This is a genomic window from Klebsiella sp. 1SOBk5mer (assembly GCF_046603115.1).
GTDB lineage: Bacteria > Pseudomonadota > Gammaproteobacteria > Enterobacterales > Enterobacteriaceae > Klebsiella > Klebsiella quasipneumoniae.
Genome location: NZ_JBKIUU010000003.1, coordinates 36,535 through 55,271, shown reverse-complemented (window position 1 = coordinate 55,271; position 18,737 = coordinate 36,535). Strand labels below are relative to the sequence as shown.

The following is an 18,737-nucleotide window of genomic DNA, read 5'->3' as shown; positions in this document are numbered from 1 at the left end:
AGCACAGGGAGATAACGTGACAGCGAGGGAGCGTTTTTTTAAGAAACTGCAGCACCAGCAAAATCCGCCGCGGACAACCACCTTCGATGGGGCGGCGGCCGCGGATATTGCCATGTTTCGCCAGCAGATGGCGGCGCTCGCCCGGCAGGTGAATCAGTGGTTTGACGGAACGGGCATCGAGGTGGTGGTTTCGACCCGCCACCTCCACGATCTGAGCACCCTTGGCTACAGCCTCAATAGCGGCATCTGCCGCTACGATATCCCCACTCTCCGCCTGCAAAACGGCGAGCGCAGCGTCAATATCGTGCCGCAGCAGCTGTGGGATGGCGTGGAAAAGGGAGTCGTGACCCTGAGCCTTGAGACACCTGGCGGGGCGGGCTCCCGGGAGGTGTTTTATCTGAGCCTGGCCCCGGACGGCGGCTGGTTGATCCGTCAGTCGCGCCAGCCCTCGGAGGCGCGACAGATTCTCACCGAAGACCGCTTTTTTATGGCGATCGACAGCCTGGCCTGACTGGTCAGATGGTTTGTCCGCCCGATACCTCGATCCGCTGGGCGGTCACCCAGCGGTTATCGTCGCGCAGCAGGCTGGCGATCATCGGCCCAATATCCTCGGGAACGCCCACCCGTCCCAGCGCCGTCATCGCGGCAAACTGCGCGTTAACCCCCGCGTCGTCCCGCACCAGTCCGCCGCCAAAGTCGGTGGCGATAGCGCCGGGGGCGACGGTATTGACGGTGATGCCGCGCCCGCCCAGCTCGCGGGCCATGTATACGCTCAGCATCTCCACAGCCGCTTTGGCCGCGGCGTAGGCGGAGAAGCCAGGATAAGAGACGCGGGTCAGTCCGGAGGAGAAGTTAACGATCCGTCCGCCGTCAGCCAGCAGCGGCAGCAGGGTTTGAACGAGGAAAAACACCCCCTTAACGTGGACGTTAAACAGCCCGTCGAACTGCGCCTCGCGCGTTTCGGCCAGCGGGGCAAATTCGCCGTGTCCCGCGTTATTGATCAGATGGTCGAAGGTGTCCCGTCCCCAGACGCTGCCCAGCGCAGCGCGCAGGCTGTCGGCGAAGGCCGGAAAGCTGGCGGTCTGCGCCATATCCAGCGGCAGGGCGATGGCCTTGCGGCCGAGAGCGTGAATGTCGGCCACCACCGCTTCCGCCTGTTCAATATTGCCGCGGCAGGTGACGATGACGTCCCCACCCTGGCGGGCGATATCCAGTGCGGTCTGACGGCCAAGGCCGCGGTTGGCGCCGGTGATAAGTGCAATCTTAGTCATGTTCGATCCTCTCTGGTGTGTGGAGTCCTTACAATAGGGGGTGCCTACCAGACCGGGTTGCCCAATCCTTGTTATTTTTTGCCCATTCCTCTCAATACCCTCTCTTCTGGTGGGAAATAGCGCATACTGAGGCTTTAAAACTTGCCTGAAAGGATCTTATGCGCGACGAACTCTTCGCTCTCTGCCGCCGGTATGCCGATGCTCATGTCGATAGCAGCGGGGTGGCGGTTACCCCGGTTCCCGGCATCACTCTGGTGCGGGCCCTGCACCCCGGCGATCTGCAGGCGGCCATCGCCAGGCCGCTGGTGGCCATGCTGCTGCAGGGGCGCAAAAGCGTGACCACCGGCCTGGCAAGTTTCGACTATGGTCCGGGGGAGGCGATGGTGATCGCCGCGGATGTCCCCACCACCAGCCAGATCACCGAGGCCAGCCAGCGTTTTCCCTATTACGCGCTGGTGCTGGAGCTGGATCTGGCTATCCTGCGCGAGCTGCAGGAGGTGGGGCCGTCAGGGGGAGATGAGGCGCCCCGCGTCGGTATCGAACCGATGAATGCCGACGTGACGGACGCCGCTTATCGGCTGGCAAGACTGTTTGATCAACCGGGGGCGCTGGCGGTGTTAGGCGAAGGGCTGCGGCGGGAGCTGCATTACTGGCTGTTGCAGAGTGTTCACGGGGCGGCCATCCGGGCGCTGGGCGTCGCAGACGGCCATTCGGCGCGGATCCGCCGGGCGGTGGCGGTGCTGCGCCGGGATTTTATGCAGCCAGTCAGCGTCGACGCGCTGGCCGACGCCGCCGGGATGAGCGTTTCGGTCTTTCACCGTCATTTCCGCGCCATGACCACCTTGTCGCCGCTGCAGTTTCAGAAGCAGTTGCGCCTGATCCACGCCCGCCGCCTGATGCTGGCGGAAGGGATGAGCATTGCGCAGGCGGCCGGCGAAGTGGGCTATATCAGCGTGTCGCAGTTCACCCGGGAATACGCTCGCCTGTACGGCGCGCCGCCGGGCCGCGACCGTCGACGGGAAAGAATGAGCGCCTGATCTGGCGCGCGGGCTGGCGGCGGCTCCTCCCTGAGCCGGATAGCGGTGGTTCAGTGGTCGAGTGTCGCCGTGATGTGCACGTTATTACCCATTCGCGCCTCAATGATCCGATAGGCGGTTGCGCCCTCGCGGGCGGCCTGCTGGCGAATTTTGCTTTCCGCGTGGTCCAGGGTATCGCCGGTGGCGGTGAGGGTCCTGGCGTTGACCGCCAGCGGCAGCAGGCAACTCAATACGATCAGTGGAATCAGCTTGTTCATCGTCATTCTGTCCTGTGAGAGAAAATCAGCGCGCGGCCTGCAGCCAGCCGGCAATGTCCTGGGTCGGCAGATGGTGGCGGGTATTCCAGGTGTCGCCCATCGGCCACCACACGCCATCCCCCCGGGCGAAGGCGGCGCGATAGCGCAGCATGGCGTTATCCGGGTCTGTCCGCAGCTGGTCCAGCAGGGCGGGCAGGGTGTGAACGGCTTTGCTGAACGTCTGCTGCGTCACGCGCTCCACGGTGTCCGCCAGCTGCCGGTAAGAGGTCGTTTCGCCGGCAACAAACGTCACCTCGTTGACGATCCGCGGCTGATGCAGATAAATCGCGGTGGTCAGGCGGCCAATATCCGCCGGCGAGGTGACGGTCACCTGGGTGTCCCAGCTGCCAAGGGCGTGAAGGGTTCGGGTGGATAAATTCACCACATCGAAGTCTGGCTCGAAGAGAAAGCTGGTAAACATGCCGGTGGAGACAATGACCCACTCCGTGGCCTGCTGCGCGCGCAGCAGGGTCCGGACATCATACTGCTCGTCCCAGACCGGCTGGCCGCTGCCTTTGCCGACCACATCGTAATTGACGCCAAACTGCCAGGGAAAATAGCGAGGCACTCCGGCGGCCAGCACCGCGCGGGTAATTTTCAGCTGCGTCCCCGGACCGGCGACAAAGCCCATGCAGTTAATCACGGTGCTGTACCCGCGAAACGCCCCGGTCAGGGTCTCCAGTGAACTACCGGCGATGTCGACGGCGAGAAAGGCGGCCCCGGCGTCGGCCAGCGCCCGGTGGCTGGCCGAACGCAGCTGGCCGGTTTCATCCCAGGCCGCCGGCGAGACGATCACCGAGACCGCGCCCTGGCGCTGGATCACCGCTGGCACCAGCGCATCCAGTACGGCGGCCCCCAGTTGTCCCGCTCCCAGAACTAATACTTTTTCCTCAAGATTAATATCATCAGTTTTCATTTTAACTCCTTGCTCAGTTAAGCCTTGTATTCACTGGCTACAAGCTCAGTGTAGGGGGGAGGGCATCATTCGATAAGAACAGGATTTCGGGTTAGACTGTTCGTCATAATGGGATAATAACTACCGGGAGAGCACCAAATGGACAGACTGGATGCCATGCAGTTGTATGTTGCGGTTGTGGATGCCCACAGCTTCGCCCGGGCGGCGGAGGCGCTGGGGCAGCCGCGCTCAACGGTGTCTCGGGTAGTGAAGGAGCTGGAAGCCTGGCTTGGGGCGCAGCTTCTTCAGCGCACCACCCGTAAGCTCAGCGTGACGGCGGAGGGGCGTCGGTATTACGAGGAGTGTAAACGGCTGCTGGCCGAAATGACGGCGATGGAAGCCTCCTTTCCCGGCCGCTCGGCGCAGCCCGCCGGGCGGTTCAAGGTGGGGATGCCGCAATCTCTCGCCCGGCACTGCATTTTGCCGAGGATCGGCGAGTTTCTGCAGCAGTATCCCGACCTGGAGCTGATCCTCTGCTCAAGCGACAACGTGGAAGATATCATCCAGGAGGGATTCGACTGCGTGATCCGTACCGGGCAAATCGAAGATTCCACCACCCTGGTGGCGCGCCCTCTGGCCCGCTACCGCTGGATGGTCCTCGCCTCGCCGGCCTGGATAGCGGCCCACGGCCGGCCGCAGAGCATCGACGATCTGCACCAGCACCGGGCGGTGGGATACCTGAACCACCGTACCGGGCGGACCATCGACTGGCTTTTCTCCCTCGATGACGGCGACTGCGCGATCCGCATGCAGGAGACGCTGGTGGTCGACGATACCGATGCCTATATCCAGGCCGGCGTTCAGGGGCTGGGCCTGATCCGCGTCGCCAGCTATCTGGCGCAACCCTGGCTGCAGAGCGGCGCGCTGGTCGCCTGTCTGGAGCAGGCCGCGTCTGATCTTCCCCTGTCGCTGGTCTATCCGCAAAACCGCTATCTGCCGCCGGCGGTGCGCGCGTTTTACGACTGGAGCAGGCGCGTTCTGCAACCCCCGCTCAGCGAGGCCTGATGACGGTGGTATTCGCTACCGCTATGGTCCGCGCATGGCCTGTTTTATCCTCGCTATCAGCCAGTTCAGCGCCGGATCCCGCGCCCGGCGTTTGTGGCGCAGTATACACAGCGTAAATTCCGGGTAGGCCACCGGCGGGGCGCCCGCGCGCAGCGCATACTGCGCCTGCCAGCGTTGCGCCAGCCCCTGGGGGACGGTGGCGAAGAGCGGCAGGGTGGTCAGCAGGAGGGGAAAGGTGGAGAAATTCTGCGTGGCGAAGCGCACGCGCCGCGCGAGTCCCTGACTGGCGAGCTGGCGGTCTATTTCCCCGTGGCCGGTTTCGCGATAGGCCACCATCACATGCTCCCAGGCGACGAAATCGCCCACTGACAACGGCCCGCGGCAGGGGATCTGCTGCGGCGACCACAGGGTGGTCACCCCCATGCTCATCACCGGTTCGCTGACGATCTCCCCGCGGCTCTGCTTGTTGAGGGACACCGCGACATCAATGCGATCCGCCTCCAGCAGCTGGCGTACCTGGAAGGGGTCGGCGGCGAGTGTCTGGAGCGACACCCCGGGCGCCTCCTGCATCAGTCCGGGTAACAGCTGCGGCATCAGCCAGTGTTCGCTCCAGTCGCTGAGACCGACGCGGAAAAGCTGCTGCGCGCTGGCGGGGGAAAACTCCCCGGCGCCAAACATTGCCGAATGCAGATGCTCCATCAGCGGCTGCAGCTCGGTCATCAGCGCTTGCGCCCGCGGGGTCGGCAGCATGCCTCTGGCGCTGCGCACGAACAGCGGATCGTCAAACATCTCGCGCAGCCGTTTCAGCGCCCCGCTGATGGCCGGTTGGCCAAGATGCAGCGCCTCTGCGGTGCGGGTAACGCTGGCTTCGCGGTACAGCACCATCAAGACCGTCAACAAATTCAGATCGATACGACTAAAATCATTTTCAATGATTTTCTTCATTATGATAATCAATTTGAATGTGGGTTATCCCGGCAGCATAGTGAATATCACCCCGGTAAATCAACCAGCGCAATGCGCGCGGAGGGAGTGATGCAAACTTACCAGACAGGCGACAGCCTGATATTCAAAGTGCCGGAGCGTGAGATTAGCCTGCAGCCGGCGGCGCTCTATCCCGCGGCGTTCCCTGCGACGGAGGCGGACGCCGATAATCAGCCAATCGCGCTGTCAATCCACAGCTGGGTGGTACAGACTCCCCACGATCTGATCGTTATCGATACCGCCACCGGCAATGGTCGGGAGCGCGGCGGCAATCCGCTCTATCATCAACTTAATACGCCCTATCTGGAGAATCTCCGCGCCGCGGGAGTGAACCCGGAGGAGGTGACCCTGGTGTTACTGACCCACCTGCATACCGACCATGTCGGATGGAATACCGTCTGGCGGGACGATCGCTGGGCGCCGCTGTTTCCCAACGCGCGCTACCTGTGTTCGGCAAAAGAGCTCACGCGGGTGAAGAACAGCGAACGCTACCGGGCGCTGTGGCTCGACAGCCTGCTGCCGGTGATCGAGGCTGGCCAGCTGGAGACCGTGGATGTGGCGGCCAGGCCGCGGGTCGGCGGGCGGATCGCCTTTATCCCTACCCCCGGCCACAGTCCGGACCATGCCGCGCTGATCCTCTCCTCTGGCGATGACTACGCCTGTTTCTCAGGCGATCTTCTGCATTCCCCGCGCCAGTTTACCCATCCGCACTGGAGCTCGGCGTTCTGCGGCGATCCCCGGCAGGCGGAACGCTCGCGACGCGAGATGATGGCGTGGTGCGCAAGCCATCATGCCCAATGGTTCACCGGGCATTTCGCCGGACCCTCCTGCGGTTGGCTGGAGGAGGACAGGCCAGGGGAGTATCGCTGGCGAGACGCCGGAGAACGATCTGCTGACGAGGGGGAACGGTGATGAATAATGCCCAGAGCGTATTGGTTTTTGGCGCCACCGGCCAGCAGGGCGGCTCGGTGGCGCGGGCGCTGCTGCACCGCGGCTGGCGAGTGCGGGCGCTGGTCAGGGATCCTTTCTCCGCCGGGGCTGTCGCGCTGGCGGCGCGGGGAGCCGAGCTGGTCGTGGGCGCCTTTGAAGACCGGGCGGCAATGCGGGCGGCGATGGCCGGGGTCGACGGCGTCTTCAGCGTGCAGCCCAGCTCGCCGGGCGGGACGGTAACCGATGAGCAGGAGGTGCGCTACGGGATAACCATCGCCGACCTTGCCGTCGAGTGCGGGGTGAAGCATCTGGTGTACAGCTCCGGCAGCGCGGCGGGGGAGACGCCGACCGGCGTAGCGCATTATGACACCAAAGCGGCGATTGAGCGGCATATCCGCCGCCTGCCGCTGGCGGCGACCATCGTGCGGCCCGCCACCTTTATGGAGCTGCTGGTGATGCCCGGTTTTGGCCTTGATGAAGGTCATTTTCACTTTTTTATGCTGCCGGAGGGGAGGATGCAGGTGCTGGCGGTGGAGGATATCGGCCAGCTTGTCGCAGCGATTTTTGCCGCGCCGGCGCGGTTTGCCGGCAAGACGTTCGAGATCGCCAGCGACAGCGTGACCGGTCGTCAGCTCGAGGCGTTATTCTCCGCGGCGGCGGGACGGCCGATCCCCTATTCGCGATTTTCCGACGAGGTGCTGGCCGCCAGCCCTTTTCTGCACAAGCTGACCGGGCTGGTGGACGACGGGCGGCTGGCGGGGCACGCCGACCTCGACGCCCTGCGCCAGCTGCACCCGCAGCTGCACACCTTCGCCGGCTGGCTGGCGGGCCCCGGCCGTCCCGCCTTCGAGCGGGCGCTGACCAGCGGGACCCGCTGGGCGTTTAATCGTTAAAGACGGCTATATCCTTCCCGCCGGCGTCTCGGTATCTGGCCCGGCGGATGAGCTGCGCAGGGAAGGCCTGCAGGTCGTTAAGACAACGCACGAGGAGTCTGAGTGTAAATTATTTTGCGGTTTTTGCTGGCAACGATAGGTGAAAGTGAACGTCCAGAATTTTCAGCCGCTTAGAATGGAGGAAACTCTCTGGGATCGCCTGAATAATGACAATTTACCGATGGGCTTCGGCCTGCCTGTTAAGCATGACCTGTGCCGCTACGGCGGCGGAATTTAAAACCATCGAGGCCGATCTGCTGGCCTCCAACCGGCTGTTCTGTATGACCGGCTATGACCATAAGCCGATCGGCGTGGCGTGGGAGAGCGTCAAATCCAGCCGCTATCAGCCGCAGTCGGATGGCGACCGTATTTTCAGCGACACCGTCTCCCGGCGCTTTCTGGAAGAGGAAAATAAGACCGCCTTTTACAATGGCGCCAAATATCGCGTACTGGGTAAACCCGCCAGCGCCTGCTATGACTATTCCGCCGCGCGTATTCAACGCATGGCGGGCTACCTGAAGGTGTAACGACTCCGCGAGGCGGGCGCTAAAACAGCGCCAGCCGGGCGAGACGGTCCAGCGCCTTGCGCAGCGCGTCGTCCCCAGCCGTCAGACTGATGCGAATAAACCCTTCACCCCCATCGCCAAAACCAGTGCCTGGCGCCACCAGAATATGCGCCTCCTGCAGCAGCAGGCGGGCAAACTCCTGTGAACGGTACCCGGGCGGCACGCTCAGCCAGAGGAAGAAAGTACCTTGTGCGGCACGAACCGGCCAGCGCAGTGCGGCCAGTCGACGCAGAACCCACTCCCGGCGCTGATGATACACCGCCGTCAGCTGCGCAATCCGTTCTGCCGGCAGGCTGAGCGCGGCGATCGCTGCATCCTGAATGGCGCCAAACACCGTGCTGTAGCTGTGGGTGTGCAGTTTTTTAAACGCCCGGATAATCGAGGCGTTGCCGACCGCGAAGCCGAAGCGCCAGCCGGCCATATTAAAGGTCTTGGAGAAGGTGTAGGTCTCCACTCCCCACGCTTTCGCGCCGGGCTGAGAGAAAAGGCTCAGCGGCGCATCGCTGGCCGCGCTGCCGATGGCCGCATAGGCAAAATCGTGCAGGATCGGCACCTGGTGACGGCGGGCAAACTGCAGGGCGCTGGCGAACAGCGCCGGCGTGGCGAGGGCGCCGGTGGGGTTATGCGGATAGTTAAGCACCACCAGCCCGGCCTGGTCAGCCACCTCCCGGGGGAGGTCGTTAAAATCCGGCAGGAAGTGGTTCTCAGCCCTGAGCGGCAGGCCATAAAACGCCGCCTGGGACTGCAGCGCCGCTGAGCGGTAAATGGGATAGCAGGGATCGGTGGAGATGAGGTATTGTCCGGGACGGAGCAGCGCCCGCGGGATGCCGCCAATACCGATATGCGAGCCCTGAAATACCGCGACTTCGCTGTGCGGATCGAGTTCCACATCATACTGGCGGCGATAAAAATGGGCGATCGCTTCGCGGACCTGCGGCTTGCCCCAGAACGACGGGTAGCCATGGTTTTCACGACGATGAATGGCGCTCTGCAGCGAGTCAATCACTTCCGGCGGCGTGGGCTGATCCGGACTGCCGCTGGAGAGGTCGATCAACGGCAGCGCGTCGGTGTTGACCTCCGCGGCCAGTTTTTCCAGCAGGCTGAACAGATTCTCTTCCAGGGCGTCCACCAGCGGTGAAGCAGCGAAATCAGGCATAATTTTCCCGGTTTACGTTATCAATAATCTGCCATCTTTAAGGGATTTATTGCGCCTGGCTAAATAACAATATATGCAAAGGATTATTGTTTTTAGGATATGTCGGGATGGCAAAAGTTTATGTGGAATAAGCAAAAGGAAATCCGGCGTTCTGGCTTACAACCCGCTTTCGGCTGTGATTTAATCGCTCGATATCGCCAACCTTCCAGGAAAATACCTTATGAACAAGTCAGTTGCGTTCGGAGTGACGCTCGCCCTGTTATCCGCCACCTCCTTTTACGCCACCGCCGATCAAATTATTCGTATCGGCTTTAACCCCGGGCCGTATAAAGAGCAGTTTGAAAAAGGGGTCGCCCCCTATTTATTGAGTAAAGGATATAAAATCGAATATAAAGATTTCAGCGACGGTATTCAGGTCAATGACGCGGTAGCTCGCGGCGATATCGAAGCGAATATTATGCAGCATCCGGTATACCTGAAAGCGATCAATGAGCGACTGGGGACCGATAACGTCGGCATTGTGCAGGTACCCACGCCGCCGATGGGTCTGTACGGCGGCAAGCTGAGGACCCTGGGCACCCCGGCAGCCGGCACGGTGGTGTCGGTGCCAAACCAGCCGTCGAACGAATATCGCGCGGTTCTGGTGCTGGAAAGCCTCGGCTGGGTGAAGATTAAACCGGACAGCGATCCCGCCACCTTTTCGCAGCGCAATATCGTTGCCAACCCCTATAACATCGTGCTTAAGGAGATGGACAATGCCCAGCAGGTTCGCGCGCTGCCGGACGTCGACTATGGCCTGATTCAGGGTAATTTCGCCGTCTCCAGCGGCATGGCGCTTACCTCGGCATTAAAGCTGGAGGCCGCCACCAGCCATTTTATTAACGTTGTGACCGTTGCCGGTAAAAATCAGAAGGCGCAGTTTGCCAAAGATATCATCGACGGCTATCACTCTGCCGATTTCAAAAAATATATTCTCAGCCATCCGCAGTATGATGGTTACCTGCTGCCTGATTATTTAAAATGAATAACGCGATGATAGAATTTCGCCATGTCAGTAAAACCTTTAACAGAAAAGGGCATCCGGTTCTGGCCCTGCAGGATATTAATCTCAGTATCGACCGGGGCGATATTTTCGGCATTATTGGCTACAGCGGGGCAGGGAAAAGCACCTTATTGCGGCTGATTAATCGTCTGGAAACGCCGGGTGAGGGCGAGGTGGTGTTGAACGGTGAGTCGCTCCAGGACTGCAGCGGCCAGCGCCTGCAGGCGATCAAAAAAGATATCGGCATGATCTTTCAGAATTTTAATCTGCTGAATTCGAAAACGGTATTTCATAACATCGCTATCCCGCTTATTTTGCAGGGACGCGACAAGGCCTTTATCCAGGCGCGGGTTGCGGAGCTGCTGGCGTTTGTCGACCTGAGCGACAAAATGCACAGTTACCCGAATGAGCTGTCGGGAGGGCAAAAGCAGCGGGTCGGTATCGCCCGGGCGCTGGCCACTAACCCGTCGGTGCTGCTGTGCGATGAAGCCACCTCGGCGCTCGACCCCCATACCACGGTACAGATCTTATTGCTGCTGCAGGAGATTAATCGCCGCTATGGCATCACCATTGTGCTGATTACGCATGAAATGTCAGTGATCCAGAAAATCTGTCACAAGGTGGCGGTGATGCAGGCCGGGCGCATTGTTGAGCAGGGGACGGTTTTCGATCTCTTTGCCCAGCCGCAGCATCCGGTCACCGCCAGTTTCGTGCAGTCGGTGGTGCACGATCGTCTGCCGCAGCGGGTGGCGTCGCTCCTGCAACGCGACAACGGCGCCCGGGCTTTACGCCTCGAATTTATCGGCGCGACGGCCCGGCAGCCGATCATTAACCGCCTGATCCGCGAGTATGCTGTCGAGGTGAATATCCTGTTTGCCAGCATGTCCGAAGTTCAGGGCCGGATACTGGGATTTATGATTGTGCAACTCCTCGGCGAGCCTGACGAAACCGAACGCGCCATCACCCATCTGGCCGACGCAGGAGTGAAAATCATCCATGTTTGATCTAATTGATACCGCCATTACCGGCGAGCAGTTTCTGCTGGCGCTGCATGATACCCTGATCATGGTCGCCATCTCACTGGGCTTTGGCGCGCTGCTTGGCGTCCCGCTGGGAATTGTGCTGGTGGTTTGCCGTCCTGGCGGCATCGTGGCCAACCCGGTGGTGCATCAGGCGCTGAATCCGCTGATTAACGTGCTGCGCTCGCTGCCGTTTATCATTTTGCTGATTGTGATCCTGCCCTTCACCAGGCTGCTGGTGGGCACGACTATCGGCACCGCGGGGGCCATCGTGCCGCTGATCGTTTTTGTCGCCCCCTATATTGCCCGGCTGGTGGAGAGCTCGCTGCTGGAGGTGGACGAGGGGATCCTTGAGGCCGCAGACGCCATGGGCGCTACCCCTCTGCAGACCGTCTGGCATTTCATGCTGCCGGAGGCGGCGGCGTCGTTGATTCTGGCCCTTACCACCGCGACCATCGGTCTGCTTGGCGCGACCGCCATGGCGGGAACGGTGGGCGGCGGCGGGATCGGCGACCTGGCGATCACCTACGGCTATCAGCGTTTCGACGCCTTTGCTACCCTCACCACCGCCCTGGTGCTGATTGTTATTGTCCAGCTTATTCAGACGCTGGGCACCCGCCTGGCTCGCCGACTGCGTCGCGAATAACTGCTATACCGCGCCGGGGTTGCCCCGGCCAGCGGGAAAGCGGATCAGCGTGCGCAGACCGCGGCGAAGGCGCTGGCTACCCGCGCAATATTGCCGTGGTTGAGCCCGGCCACGCAGACGCGACCGCTGGCAATCAGATAGATGCCATGCTCTTCACGCAGAACGTCTACCTGATCGGCGCTAAAGCCGGTGTAACTGAACATGCCGCGCTGGGTCAGCAGATAGGAAAAATCCACCGCCGGCAGGGCTGCCTGCAGAGCCTTCACCAGCGCGACGCGCATCGCGCTGATGCGGGTGCGCATGGCCTCCACTTCACCCTGCCACAGGGCATTCAGCTCGGGATCGTTGAGCACCTGCGACACCACCTGGGCGCCAAACCCCGGCGGGCTGGAGTAGTTGCGGCGTACGGTAGCTTTCAACTGGCCCAGCACGCGCCCGGCGGCATCGGCGTTGTCACAGACCACCGACAGGCCGCCGACACGCTCGCCGTACAGTGAAAAAATCTTCGAGAACGAGTTGCTGACCAGCGCCGTCAGCCCGGCGCTGGCGATGGCGCGTATGGCATAGGCATCTTCATCCAGCCCGCGGCCAAAACCCTGGTAGGCAATATCGAGGAACGGGATCAGCTCCCGGGCGATCAACACCTCAATCACCCGATCCCACTGCTCGGGGGCGAGATCGGCCCCCGTCGGATTATGACAGCAAGGATGGAGCAGCACGATGCTGCGCGGCGGGAGCTGCTGGAGGGCGGCAAGCATAGCGGGGAAATTGACCCCACGGGTGGCGCTGTCGAACCAGGGATAGGTATGCACCTCGAAACCCGCCCCGGCAAAGATGGCCACATGGTTCTCCCAGGTTGGATCGCTGACCCAGACCGCGGAGTCGGGGAAGTAGCGCTTGAGGAAATCAGCACCCACCTTCAGCGCGCCGGAGCCGCCCAGCGTCTGGATGGTGGCGATGCGTCCGGCACGCAACGCCGGATGGTGTTCGCCAAACAGCAGCGTCTGGACCGCGCGGCGATAGGGAGCCAGTCCCTCCATCGGCAGATAGAGGCTGGCCTTGTGCAACTGGCTCTGCAGCCGGTCAGCGGCCTGACGGACCGCCTCCAGCTGAGGAATGATGGCCTGCTCGTTATAGTACAACCCGATGCTAAGGTTAACTTTGTCTGCCCGGGGATCCTGTTGAAAGGCTTCCATCAGCGACAGGATAGGATCGCCCGCGTAGGCGTCAACGTTCTGGAACACAGTGGTTACTCCTGAAATGACCGTTAAAGGTGAAGCCATTACACCGCGTAGCGTCCCGGGCGGTGGTTCATGGCGATAATCGAATTCAAAATCACGGCGCCGAGGACAGAGACCAGCAGCATCGGCAGGCTAACCACCCACAGCGAGGCAGTGACGATGCAGGCGTCCACCACCATCTGGAATTTACCGGCGCGGATGCCGCTTTTATCCTGCAGATAGAGGGCCAGAATATTGACGCCGCCGAGGCTCGCTTTATGGCGGAACAGCACCACAAAGCCGATACCGACCATGATGTTGCCGAAGAGGGTGGCGTAATAGGGGTTCAGGCGATCGACATGGATAAAGTAGCCGTGCAGGTCGGAGAACAGCGACACCAGTCCGACCGCGCAGAAGGTTTTCAGCGTGAAGGCGGCGCCCATCCGCCGGACGGAGAGCCAGTAGAAGGGCAGGTTAATGGCGAAGAAAACCACGCCGAACGGCAGGTGGGTGGCGTAGTGGATCAGAAAGGCCATGCCTGCCGTCCCGCCGGTCAGGGCGCCGGCCTGGCGAAACAGGATAATGCCAAAGGAGATCATCAGCGTGCCGAACAGCAGCGCCAGGGCATCCTCCAGCCAGGTGTGGGTCAGTTTTTCAGGGGAAAGGACGTTATCCATAAATAAGCACTATCTTTTCGTTAACAAGGATAAGCTCTTGTTTGCAAAAATCGCACCAGAGGAGCGGGCCCGGGCGATTGGTTGCGGAAAAAATAGCCGTGGATTAGCCTAACCTGTTGTTCTGTTGGAAAGAGAAAATCGCACGAGTCGTGCGCATAATGGTTATGAAATGCGTAAATTGTGCGAATTTACTGCTTATCACGCATTGACTGGCCCCGCATCTGCACCAGCGCAGGGCACTGTGCTCCGATTCAGCGCAGCGAGGGCGTGCCCGGCATCAGCTGGCCGTTCTCCTTCAGGCGGTTGAGCACGACGGCGGTTTTCAGATGAGCCACCCCTTTGTTTTGCGCCAGAATATGGCTGATCAAATGGCTCAGTCCGGGCAGGTCCGGGACCGTTACCCGCAGCAGATAATCGGCGTCGCCGGTGGTTTTCCAGGCGTCCAGAATGGCGTCCACTTCACTGAGCATCTGATGAAAGCTCTCCACGCATTGCGGGGTGTGATTCAGCAGGCGCACCTCAATCAGGCCAAGCATCTCCTGCCCGGCGGCATCCGGCGCCAGACGCGCATGGTAGCCGAGGATAAGCTGCGCCTGTTCAAGGGCGATACGGCGGCGCGAACACTGGGAAGCGGACAGGCCGATAAGCTCGCTAAGCTCCTGATTGGTCAAACGGCCATTGGCCTGCAGCAGGGTAAGAATTTTCAGATCATAGTCGTCGATGTTGTACATAGTGGCCACTAGCGGAACGTAAAAGTGGCTACCAGCCTAACAGTTTTTTGCCTGGCGTGAAGCCTGACCCGACGGCGGCAAACCGGATGCACCAAAACGGGTCAGCTTCATGCATTCAGTTACTTGTTTTCTCATGATCTGTGCGTCATCTGGCCAATTTTCGCGCGTTATGCGCCAGGTCAGCGGCGCGATGACCAGCTTTCAGAACGAACTGGAAAATAATATTTCAATATCATTCAATGGATTAGTTTTGGCCTGACGCTCCGCTACGATCCGCTGGCCTGAAAGTTGCTACCGGCGAAAGTGACTTTTTACAGACAGGGGCAGGTCAGAGATGACAACGCAGCAAGAGCATCAGTTAAAGCGCGGGTTAAAAAACCGCCATATCCAGTTGATCGCCCTCGGGGGGGCGGTCGGCACCGGACTGTTTTTAGGTATCGCGCAAACGATCCGTATGGCAGGCCCCTCGGTCCTGCTGGGGTACGCCATCGCCGGGGTTATCGCCTTCTTTATCATGCGTCAGCTTGGCGAAATGGTGGTAGAGGAGCCGGTGGCGGGGTCGTTCAGCCATTTCGCCAACCGCTACTGGGGGCCCTTCGCCGGGTTTATGTCCGGCTGGAATTACTGGGTGTTGTACGTGCTGGTAAGCATGGCGGAGCTGACGGCGGTGGGGATCTATATTCAGTACTGGTGGCCGGAGGTACCCACCTGGCTGTCGGCGGCAATCTTCTTCGTGGCGATCAACGCCATCAACCTGACGCACGTCAAAGTGTATGGCGAGCTGGAGTTCTGGTTCTCAATTGTCAAAGTGGCCGCCATCATCAGCATGATCGCCTTTGGCTGCTATCTGTTATTTAGCGGTCACGGCGGGCCGGCGGCGACGGTGGCCAACCTGTGGCAGGACGGGGGATTTTTCCCTAACGGTATCACGGGCTTAGTGATGGCCATGGCGGTGATCATGTTCTCCTTCGGCGGGCTTGAGCTGGTGGGGATCACCGCGGCGGAAGCCGACGAACCGCATAAAACCATTCCCAAAGCCACCAACCAGGTGATCTACCGTATTCTGCTTTTTTATGTGGGGTCGCTGGCGGTCTTGCTGTCACTCTACCCGTGGCGGAACGTCGTGGAAGGGGGAAGCCCCTTTGTGCTGATCTTTCACGCCATTGACAGCAATATTGTGGCCAACGCCCTCAATCTGGTGGTGCTCACCGCCGCGCTGTCGGTCTACAACAGCTGCGTCTACTGCAACAGCCGGATGCTGTTCGGCCTGGCTCAGCAGGGCAACGCCCCGCGCGCGCTGCTGCGGGTGAACCACCGCGGGAGCCCGTTGACCGCCCTGGCGGTGTCCGCCGTCGCCACGGCGCTTTGCGTGGTGATTAACTATGTGATGCCCGGGAAAGCCTTTGCTCTGCTGATGGCCCTGGTGGTGGCCGCCCTGGTCATCAACTGGGCGATGATCTGCATCACTCATCTTAAGTTCCGTCGCGCCATGCAGCAGGCCGGGAAGGTAACGGCTTTCCAGAGTTTCGCCTATCCCCTGACAAACTGGCTGTGTCTGCTGTTTCTCGCCGGGATCCTCGGGGTGATGTATCTGACCCCGGACATCCGCATCTCCGTCTGCCTGATCCCGGTATGGCTGCTGATCCTTGCCGCAGGCTATCTGCTGCGCAGGAAAAGCGCGCCGGAGCCGGTGGCGGCGCTGGAGGAGCGGTAGTCGCCGACGCCCTGCCTGGCGGCAGGGCGATATTGTTTCGACTAAAAAATCACGGGGAAATAGATAATTACGATAAATGACATCTCACGTTATCGGTCTGAAAATTGACAAAAGCGTGAGGCAGACAGCATGGGGTTCTGGCTGGTCGTTATCCTGTTTATCGCCGGTGGGGAAGGAGAGCCGCCAGCGGGAACGAGGGCCGTGGCGGCGGAAGGGGGGAGATCAACGGCAGGCGCGTCGGCCTGGCCTTCGGTATACCGCAACAGGCTGCCTGTTAATCCACGTTAGTAAAATAATCGCGCGCGGCGGTCTCGACGCGCTTCGCGTCCAGCCCGGTCTTCTCAGTGATCTGCTCGATAAACGGTTTAAATTTTTCGTCCATCACGTTCCCTCCTTCCCAGTGGGCGACGTAGAATTTGCACTGATAGCGATAAAAATGGAGAGTGGTATCTCCTAACGTGTAGTACATGAGCTTCTCCTGTCCGGTATTGCGGTCACCGCGTCCACAGCGTCAGCAACCTTGTTCTCATCACGATCGATCTGTTCTCTATCCTCCTCCCAATTGGCTGAAATTTCCAGCGGTGCTTTAGGCAAAAAGGCAGGATAAAGAAAGGATAATCTGCTGACAGGCAGTGATTATTTCTGCAGTCGGGGTGGCGATCCGGTTACCTGCAGGCTGCGCAGATAACCGGAGTAACGACAGGCTTAGCGCAGCGCGTTGCGCTCGTCGTCGGTCAGGTCGAGGGTCTGCGCCACGCCGCTTTCTGCAGAGCGCGCCGCCGCTTCCAGGACGGCCATCACCGCCAGCGCCTGCACCGGCGGCACCGGATTGGCGATCAGGCCCTTCAGCGCGTCGCGGATCTGCATATAGTACTGGCGCTGATCGCCCGGCGGGGTAGGCTGGGTTTGGGTCTGCAGCGAGGCGTCATAGATAACCAGCCCATCCTCATCCTCTCCCCAGCCGGCGCTTCCCGGCACCACACCCGCCAGCAGCTGGCTCTCCTGCTGGTCGGCCCGCGCTTTAACAACGCTGCCTTTATCGCCATGCACCGTGAAGCGCGAGGAGCCCCCCGCGACCAGCATGCTGCAGTGGAGGATCGCTTTATGCGCCGGGTAGTTTAAGACCACATGCGCCCAGTCGTTGATCTCCGCGCCGTCGCGCAGGGTGGCGATATTGCCCTGTACCGACTGCGGCAGACCAAACAGCTGCAGCGCCTGATCGGTCAGGTGCGGCCCCAGATCGAACCATAAGCCGCTGCCGGGGACGTTCTGCTCGCGCCAGCGGACGCGGACTTCCGGGCGGAAACGGTCGAAATGGGACTCAAAATGTTTCACCGTGCCGATGGCGCCCTGCTCAATAACCTGACGGATACCGAGATAATCGCTGTCCCAACGGCGGTTATGGAAGACGGAAAGCAGCCGCTGTTTCACCTGCGCCAGGGCGATCAGCTCCCGGGCCTCCTGCATATCAAGGGTAAAGGGTTTGTCCACCACAACATGCTTGCCGGCGTTCAGCGCCAGGCGGGCCAGCGGCGCGTGCGTGGCGTTAGGGGAGGCGATAACCACCAGATCGACATCCGGGTGCTGGACCGCCGCTTCCGGGGAAGCGATCACCGTGACGTCCGGCAGGTCGCGTTTGACTTTCTCTTCATCGCGCGAGGCGACGAAGGCCAGGTTCAGGCCCGGCACCGAACGGATAAGCGGCGCGTGGAAAGTCTTACCGACAAAGCCATAGCCAATCAGGGCGATATTTATCGTGTTGTTACTCATCAGGTTCTCCACGTTGTTAAGCGTCAGCAATATGTACAGAGAGGGCAGGATCATCCCCCAGCTCAGGCCAGGGACGATCGAGGAAAAGATGGTGAATGTCGCTGAGACCGGCCACCAGCCAGGGTTCGCAATGGTTGACTTTGGTATGGTCCGCCACCAGCCAGTGTTCCGCGCTGGCGGCGAGCATGGCGCGTTTTACGTCCGCATCGGCCTCCTGGCTGGCGCTCAGGCCCAGTTCGGCATGCAACGCGCAGGCGCCGAGAATCGCGATATCGGCGCGGTAGCGCGCCACCAGCGACAGCGTGGCGCTGCCGGCGAACAGCCGCTGTTCACTGTCCCACTGGCCGCCAAGCAGGATAAGCTGGATATCGGCGCGGTCGCTGAACAGCTGAGCGATATCCAGCGACGCGGTGATCACGGTCATGGGGCCTTTCAGCTGTGTAGCGACGGCCAGCAGTGTGCTGCCGGCGTCGAGAAACAGCGTCGAGCCGGAGGGGATGCGCGCGGCGACCTGCTGGCCCAGACGCTGTTTCGTTCCGGGGAGCAGGGCGTTTCTTCCCTGGCGCGTCATCGCCGGGACGTTAAGCGCGATGGCACCGCCGTGGCTTTTCTGCAGTACCCCCTGGTTTTCCAGCTCACTGAGATCCCGGCGTATGGTATCGGCCGACACCTGCAGCGCATCAACCAGTTCGCTGATGCTCAGCTGACCGGTTTCACTCAGCCGGTCAAGGATGTGTTTTTGTCGCGCGAGCTTATGCATGGCGAGGGACTCCGCAAATTGACGCA

21 protein-coding genes are annotated in these 18,737 nt (G+C 60.9%); 10 read left to right on the top strand and 11 right to left on the bottom strand.

Features of this window, described 5'->3' with window-relative positions; genetic code table 11:
• The first annotated feature begins 16 nt into the window (after positions 1-16).
• Positions 17-511: a hypothetical protein gene (locus ACLH1U_RS09060; RefSeq protein WP_085550777.1), complete on the top strand. Its 495-nt coding sequence runs from the start codon at positions 17-19 to the stop codon at positions 509-511.
• Positions 512-515: 4 nt separating this feature from the next.
• Here ACLH1U_RS09060 and ACLH1U_RS09055 read toward each other — a convergent pair whose 3' ends face one another.
• Positions 516-1,271 (bottom strand): SDR family NAD(P)-dependent oxidoreductase, encoded by a 756-nt coding sequence (locus ACLH1U_RS09055; protein WP_032452600.1) that lies wholly within the window; start codon positions 1,269-1,271, stop codon positions 516-518.
• 158 nt (positions 1,272-1,429) lie between these two features.
• Here ACLH1U_RS09055 and ACLH1U_RS09050 point away from each other — a divergent pair, with 158 nt between their 5' ends.
• Positions 1,430-2,308: an AraC family transcriptional regulator gene (locus ACLH1U_RS09050; protein ID WP_032452601.1), complete on the top strand. Its 879-nt coding sequence runs from the start codon at positions 1,430-1,432 to the stop codon at positions 2,306-2,308.
• A 50-nt stretch (positions 2,309-2,358) separates the two neighbouring features.
• Here ACLH1U_RS09050 and ACLH1U_RS09045 read toward each other — a convergent pair whose 3' ends face one another.
• Both ACLH1U_RS09045 and ACLH1U_RS09040 read right to left on the bottom strand, forming a co-directional pair.
• Positions 2,359-2,565, bottom strand: coding sequence for a DUF1471 domain-containing protein (locus ACLH1U_RS09045; RefSeq protein ID WP_368764397.1), 207 nt, complete (start codon positions 2,563-2,565; stop codon positions 2,359-2,361).
• Positions 2,566-2,590: 25 nt separating this feature from the next.
• Positions 2,591-3,520: an aromatic alcohol reductase gene (locus ACLH1U_RS09040; protein WP_236948095.1), complete on the bottom strand. Its 930-nt coding sequence runs from the start codon at positions 3,518-3,520 to the stop codon at positions 2,591-2,593.
• Between the two features lie 138 nt (positions 3,521-3,658).
• Here ACLH1U_RS09040 and ACLH1U_RS09035 point away from each other — a divergent pair, with 138 nt between their 5' ends.
• A complete protein-coding gene (locus ACLH1U_RS09035; RefSeq protein ID WP_072420316.1) occupies positions 3,659-4,564 on the top strand; it encodes a LysR family transcriptional regulator in 906 nt (301 codons plus the stop codon).
• Positions 4,565-4,585: 21 nt separating this feature from the next.
• On the opposite strand, the gene ACLH1U_RS09030 is transcribed toward ACLH1U_RS09035, so the two are convergent.
• Positions 4,586-5,509 carry a LysR family transcriptional regulator gene (locus tag ACLH1U_RS09030; protein ID WP_085550780.1) on the bottom strand — a complete coding sequence of 308 codons (924 nt, stop codon included), beginning with the start codon at positions 5,507-5,509 and terminating at the stop codon, positions 4,586-4,588.
• Positions 5,510-5,596: 87 nt separating this feature from the next.
• Here ACLH1U_RS09030 and ACLH1U_RS09025 point away from each other — a divergent pair, with 87 nt between their 5' ends.
• The 3 genes from ACLH1U_RS09025 to ACLH1U_RS09015 all read left to right on the top strand — a co-directional run bounded on the left by ACLH1U_RS09025 (position 5,597) and on the right by ACLH1U_RS09015 (position 7,937).
• Positions 5,597-6,460: an MBL fold metallo-hydrolase gene (locus tag ACLH1U_RS09025; protein WP_180812803.1), complete on the top strand. Its 864-nt coding sequence runs from the start codon at positions 5,597-5,599 to the stop codon at positions 6,458-6,460.
• Positions 6,460-7,371, top strand: a complete 912-nt coding sequence (locus ACLH1U_RS09020) for an NmrA/HSCARG family protein (protein WP_064154716.1) — start codon at positions 6,460-6,462, stop codon at positions 7,369-7,371. Before ACLH1U_RS09025 ends, ACLH1U_RS09020 begins: the two co-directional genes overlap by 1 nt.
• A gap of 206 nt (positions 7,372-7,577) precedes the next feature.
• Positions 7,578-7,937: a hypothetical protein gene (locus ACLH1U_RS09015; RefSeq protein ID WP_023318077.1), complete on the top strand. Its 360-nt coding sequence runs from the start codon at positions 7,578-7,580 to the stop codon at positions 7,935-7,937.
• A 19-nt stretch (positions 7,938-7,956) separates the two neighbouring features.
• Here the strand turns inward: ACLH1U_RS09015 and ACLH1U_RS09010 are convergent, their stop codons facing one another.
• Positions 7,957-9,132 (bottom strand): aminotransferase class I/II-fold pyridoxal phosphate-dependent enzyme, encoded by a 1,176-nt coding sequence (locus tag ACLH1U_RS09010; RefSeq protein ID WP_087827673.1) that lies wholly within the window; start codon positions 9,130-9,132, stop codon positions 7,957-7,959.
• A 220-nt stretch (positions 9,133-9,352) separates the two neighbouring features.
• Between ACLH1U_RS09010 and ACLH1U_RS09005 the strand changes: the two genes are divergently transcribed.
• Genes ACLH1U_RS09005 through ACLH1U_RS08995 form a run of 3 tightly spaced genes read left to right on the top strand, consistent with a single transcriptional unit; the run spans position 9,353 to position 11,839 of the window.
• A complete protein-coding gene (locus ACLH1U_RS09005; RefSeq protein ID WP_105491385.1) occupies positions 9,353-10,156 on the top strand; it encodes a MetQ/NlpA family ABC transporter substrate-binding protein in 804 nt (267 codons plus the stop codon).
• 8 nt (positions 10,157-10,164) lie between these two features.
• A complete protein-coding gene (locus tag ACLH1U_RS09000) occupies positions 10,165-11,178 on the top strand; it encodes a methionine ABC transporter ATP-binding protein (protein ID WP_032452622.1) in 1,014 nt (337 codons plus the stop codon).
• Positions 11,171-11,839, top strand: a complete 669-nt coding sequence (locus ACLH1U_RS08995) for a methionine ABC transporter permease (RefSeq protein WP_044522560.1) — start codon at positions 11,171-11,173, stop codon at positions 11,837-11,839. Before ACLH1U_RS09000 ends, ACLH1U_RS08995 begins: the two co-directional genes overlap by 8 nt.
• Before the next feature lie 44 nt (positions 11,840-11,883).
• Here ACLH1U_RS08995 and ACLH1U_RS08990 read toward each other — a convergent pair whose 3' ends face one another.
• From ACLH1U_RS08990 to ACLH1U_RS08980, 3 genes are all read right to left on the bottom strand, one after another.
• Positions 11,884-13,083: an amino acid aminotransferase gene (locus ACLH1U_RS08990; RefSeq protein WP_032452610.1), complete on the bottom strand. Its 1,200-nt coding sequence runs from the start codon at positions 13,081-13,083 to the stop codon at positions 11,884-11,886.
• A 38-nt stretch (positions 13,084-13,121) separates the two neighbouring features.
• Positions 13,122-13,736, bottom strand: a complete 615-nt coding sequence (locus ACLH1U_RS08985) for a YitT family protein (RefSeq protein WP_004176405.1) — start codon at positions 13,734-13,736, stop codon at positions 13,122-13,124.
• A gap of 251 nt (positions 13,737-13,987) precedes the next feature.
• Positions 13,988-14,467, bottom strand: a complete 480-nt coding sequence (locus ACLH1U_RS08980; RefSeq protein WP_023289419.1) for an Lrp/AsnC family transcriptional regulator — start codon at positions 14,465-14,467, stop codon at positions 13,988-13,990.
• Positions 14,468-14,801: 334 nt separating this feature from the next.
• Here ACLH1U_RS08980 and ACLH1U_RS08975 point away from each other — a divergent pair, with 334 nt between their 5' ends.
• Positions 14,802-16,181 (top strand): amino acid permease, encoded by a 1,380-nt coding sequence (locus ACLH1U_RS08975; protein WP_102003927.1) that lies wholly within the window; start codon positions 14,802-14,804, stop codon positions 16,179-16,181.
• 274 nt (positions 16,182-16,455) lie between these two features.
• Here the strand turns inward: ACLH1U_RS08975 and ACLH1U_RS08970 are convergent, their stop codons facing one another.
• From ACLH1U_RS08970 to ACLH1U_RS08960, 3 genes are all read right to left on the bottom strand, one after another.
• Positions 16,456-16,650: a hypothetical protein gene (locus ACLH1U_RS08970; RefSeq protein ID WP_004203980.1), complete on the bottom strand. Its 195-nt coding sequence runs from the start codon at positions 16,648-16,650 to the stop codon at positions 16,456-16,458.
• A 236-nt stretch (positions 16,651-16,886) separates the two neighbouring features.
• On the bottom strand, positions 16,887-18,005 hold the full coding sequence (locus tag ACLH1U_RS08965) for an oxidoreductase (RefSeq protein WP_411299202.1): 1,119 nt from the start codon (positions 18,003-18,005) through the stop codon (positions 16,887-16,889).
• A complete protein-coding gene (locus ACLH1U_RS08960; RefSeq protein ID WP_032452613.1) occupies positions 17,968-18,711 on the bottom strand; it encodes a DeoR/GlpR family DNA-binding transcription regulator in 744 nt (247 codons plus the stop codon). The genes ACLH1U_RS08965 and ACLH1U_RS08960 overlap by 38 nt, the downstream gene beginning before the upstream one ends.
• Positions 18,712-18,737: the final 26 nt, after the last annotated feature.

Coding starts and splice junctions, on each gene's coding strand:
- ACLH1U_RS09055 (WP_032452600.1), bottom strand. CDS start 1,271: ATGACTAAGATTGCACTTATCACCGGCGCCAACCGCGGCCTTGGCCGT.
- ACLH1U_RS09050 (WP_032452601.1), top strand. CDS start 1,430: ATGCGCGACGAACTCTTCGCTCTCTGCCGCCGGTATGCCGATGCTCAT.
- ACLH1U_RS09045 (WP_368764397.1), bottom strand. CDS start 2,565: ATGAACAAGCTGATTCCACTGATCGTATTGAGTTGCCTGCTGCCGCTG.
- ACLH1U_RS09040 (WP_236948095.1), bottom strand. CDS start 3,520: ATGAAAACTGATGATATTAATCTTGAGGAAAAAGTATTAGTTCTGGGA.
- ACLH1U_RS09035 (WP_072420316.1), top strand. CDS start 3,659: ATGGACAGACTGGATGCCATGCAGTTGTATGTTGCGGTTGTGGATGCC.
- ACLH1U_RS09030 (WP_085550780.1), bottom strand. CDS start 5,509: ATGAAGAAAATCATTGAAAATGATTTTAGTCGTATCGATCTGAATTTG.
- ACLH1U_RS09020 (WP_064154716.1), top strand. CDS start 6,460: ATGAATAATGCCCAGAGCGTATTGGTTTTTGGCGCCACCGGCCAGCAG.
- ACLH1U_RS09015 (WP_023318077.1), top strand. CDS start 7,578: ATGACAATTTACCGATGGGCTTCGGCCTGCCTGTTAAGCATGACCTGT.
- ACLH1U_RS09010 (WP_087827673.1), bottom strand. CDS start 9,132: ATGCCTGATTTCGCTGCTTCACCGCTGGTGGACGCCCTGGAAGAGAAT.
- ACLH1U_RS09005 (WP_105491385.1), top strand. CDS start 9,353: ATGAACAAGTCAGTTGCGTTCGGAGTGACGCTCGCCCTGTTATCCGCC.
- ACLH1U_RS09000 (WP_032452622.1), top strand. CDS start 10,165: ATGATAGAATTTCGCCATGTCAGTAAAACCTTTAACAGAAAAGGGCAT.
- ACLH1U_RS08995 (WP_044522560.1), top strand. CDS start 11,171: ATGTTTGATCTAATTGATACCGCCATTACCGGCGAGCAGTTTCTGCTG.
- ACLH1U_RS08985 (WP_004176405.1), bottom strand. CDS start 13,736: ATGGATAACGTCCTTTCCCCTGAAAAACTGACCCACACCTGGCTGGAG.
- ACLH1U_RS08980 (WP_023289419.1), bottom strand. CDS start 14,467: ATGTACAACATCGACGACTATGATCTGAAAATTCTTACCCTGCTGCAG.
- ACLH1U_RS08975 (WP_102003927.1), top strand. CDS start 14,802: ATGACAACGCAGCAAGAGCATCAGTTAAAGCGCGGGTTAAAAAACCGC.
- ACLH1U_RS08970 (WP_004203980.1), bottom strand. CDS start 16,650: ATGTACTACACGTTAGGAGATACCACTCTCCATTTTTATCGCTATCAG.
- ACLH1U_RS08965 (WP_411299202.1), bottom strand. CDS start 18,005: ATGATCCTGCCCTCTCTGTACATATTGCTGACGCTTAACAACGTGGAG.
- ACLH1U_RS08960 (WP_032452613.1), bottom strand. CDS start 18,711: ATGCATAAGCTCGCGCGACAAAAACACATCCTTGACCGGCTGAGTGAA.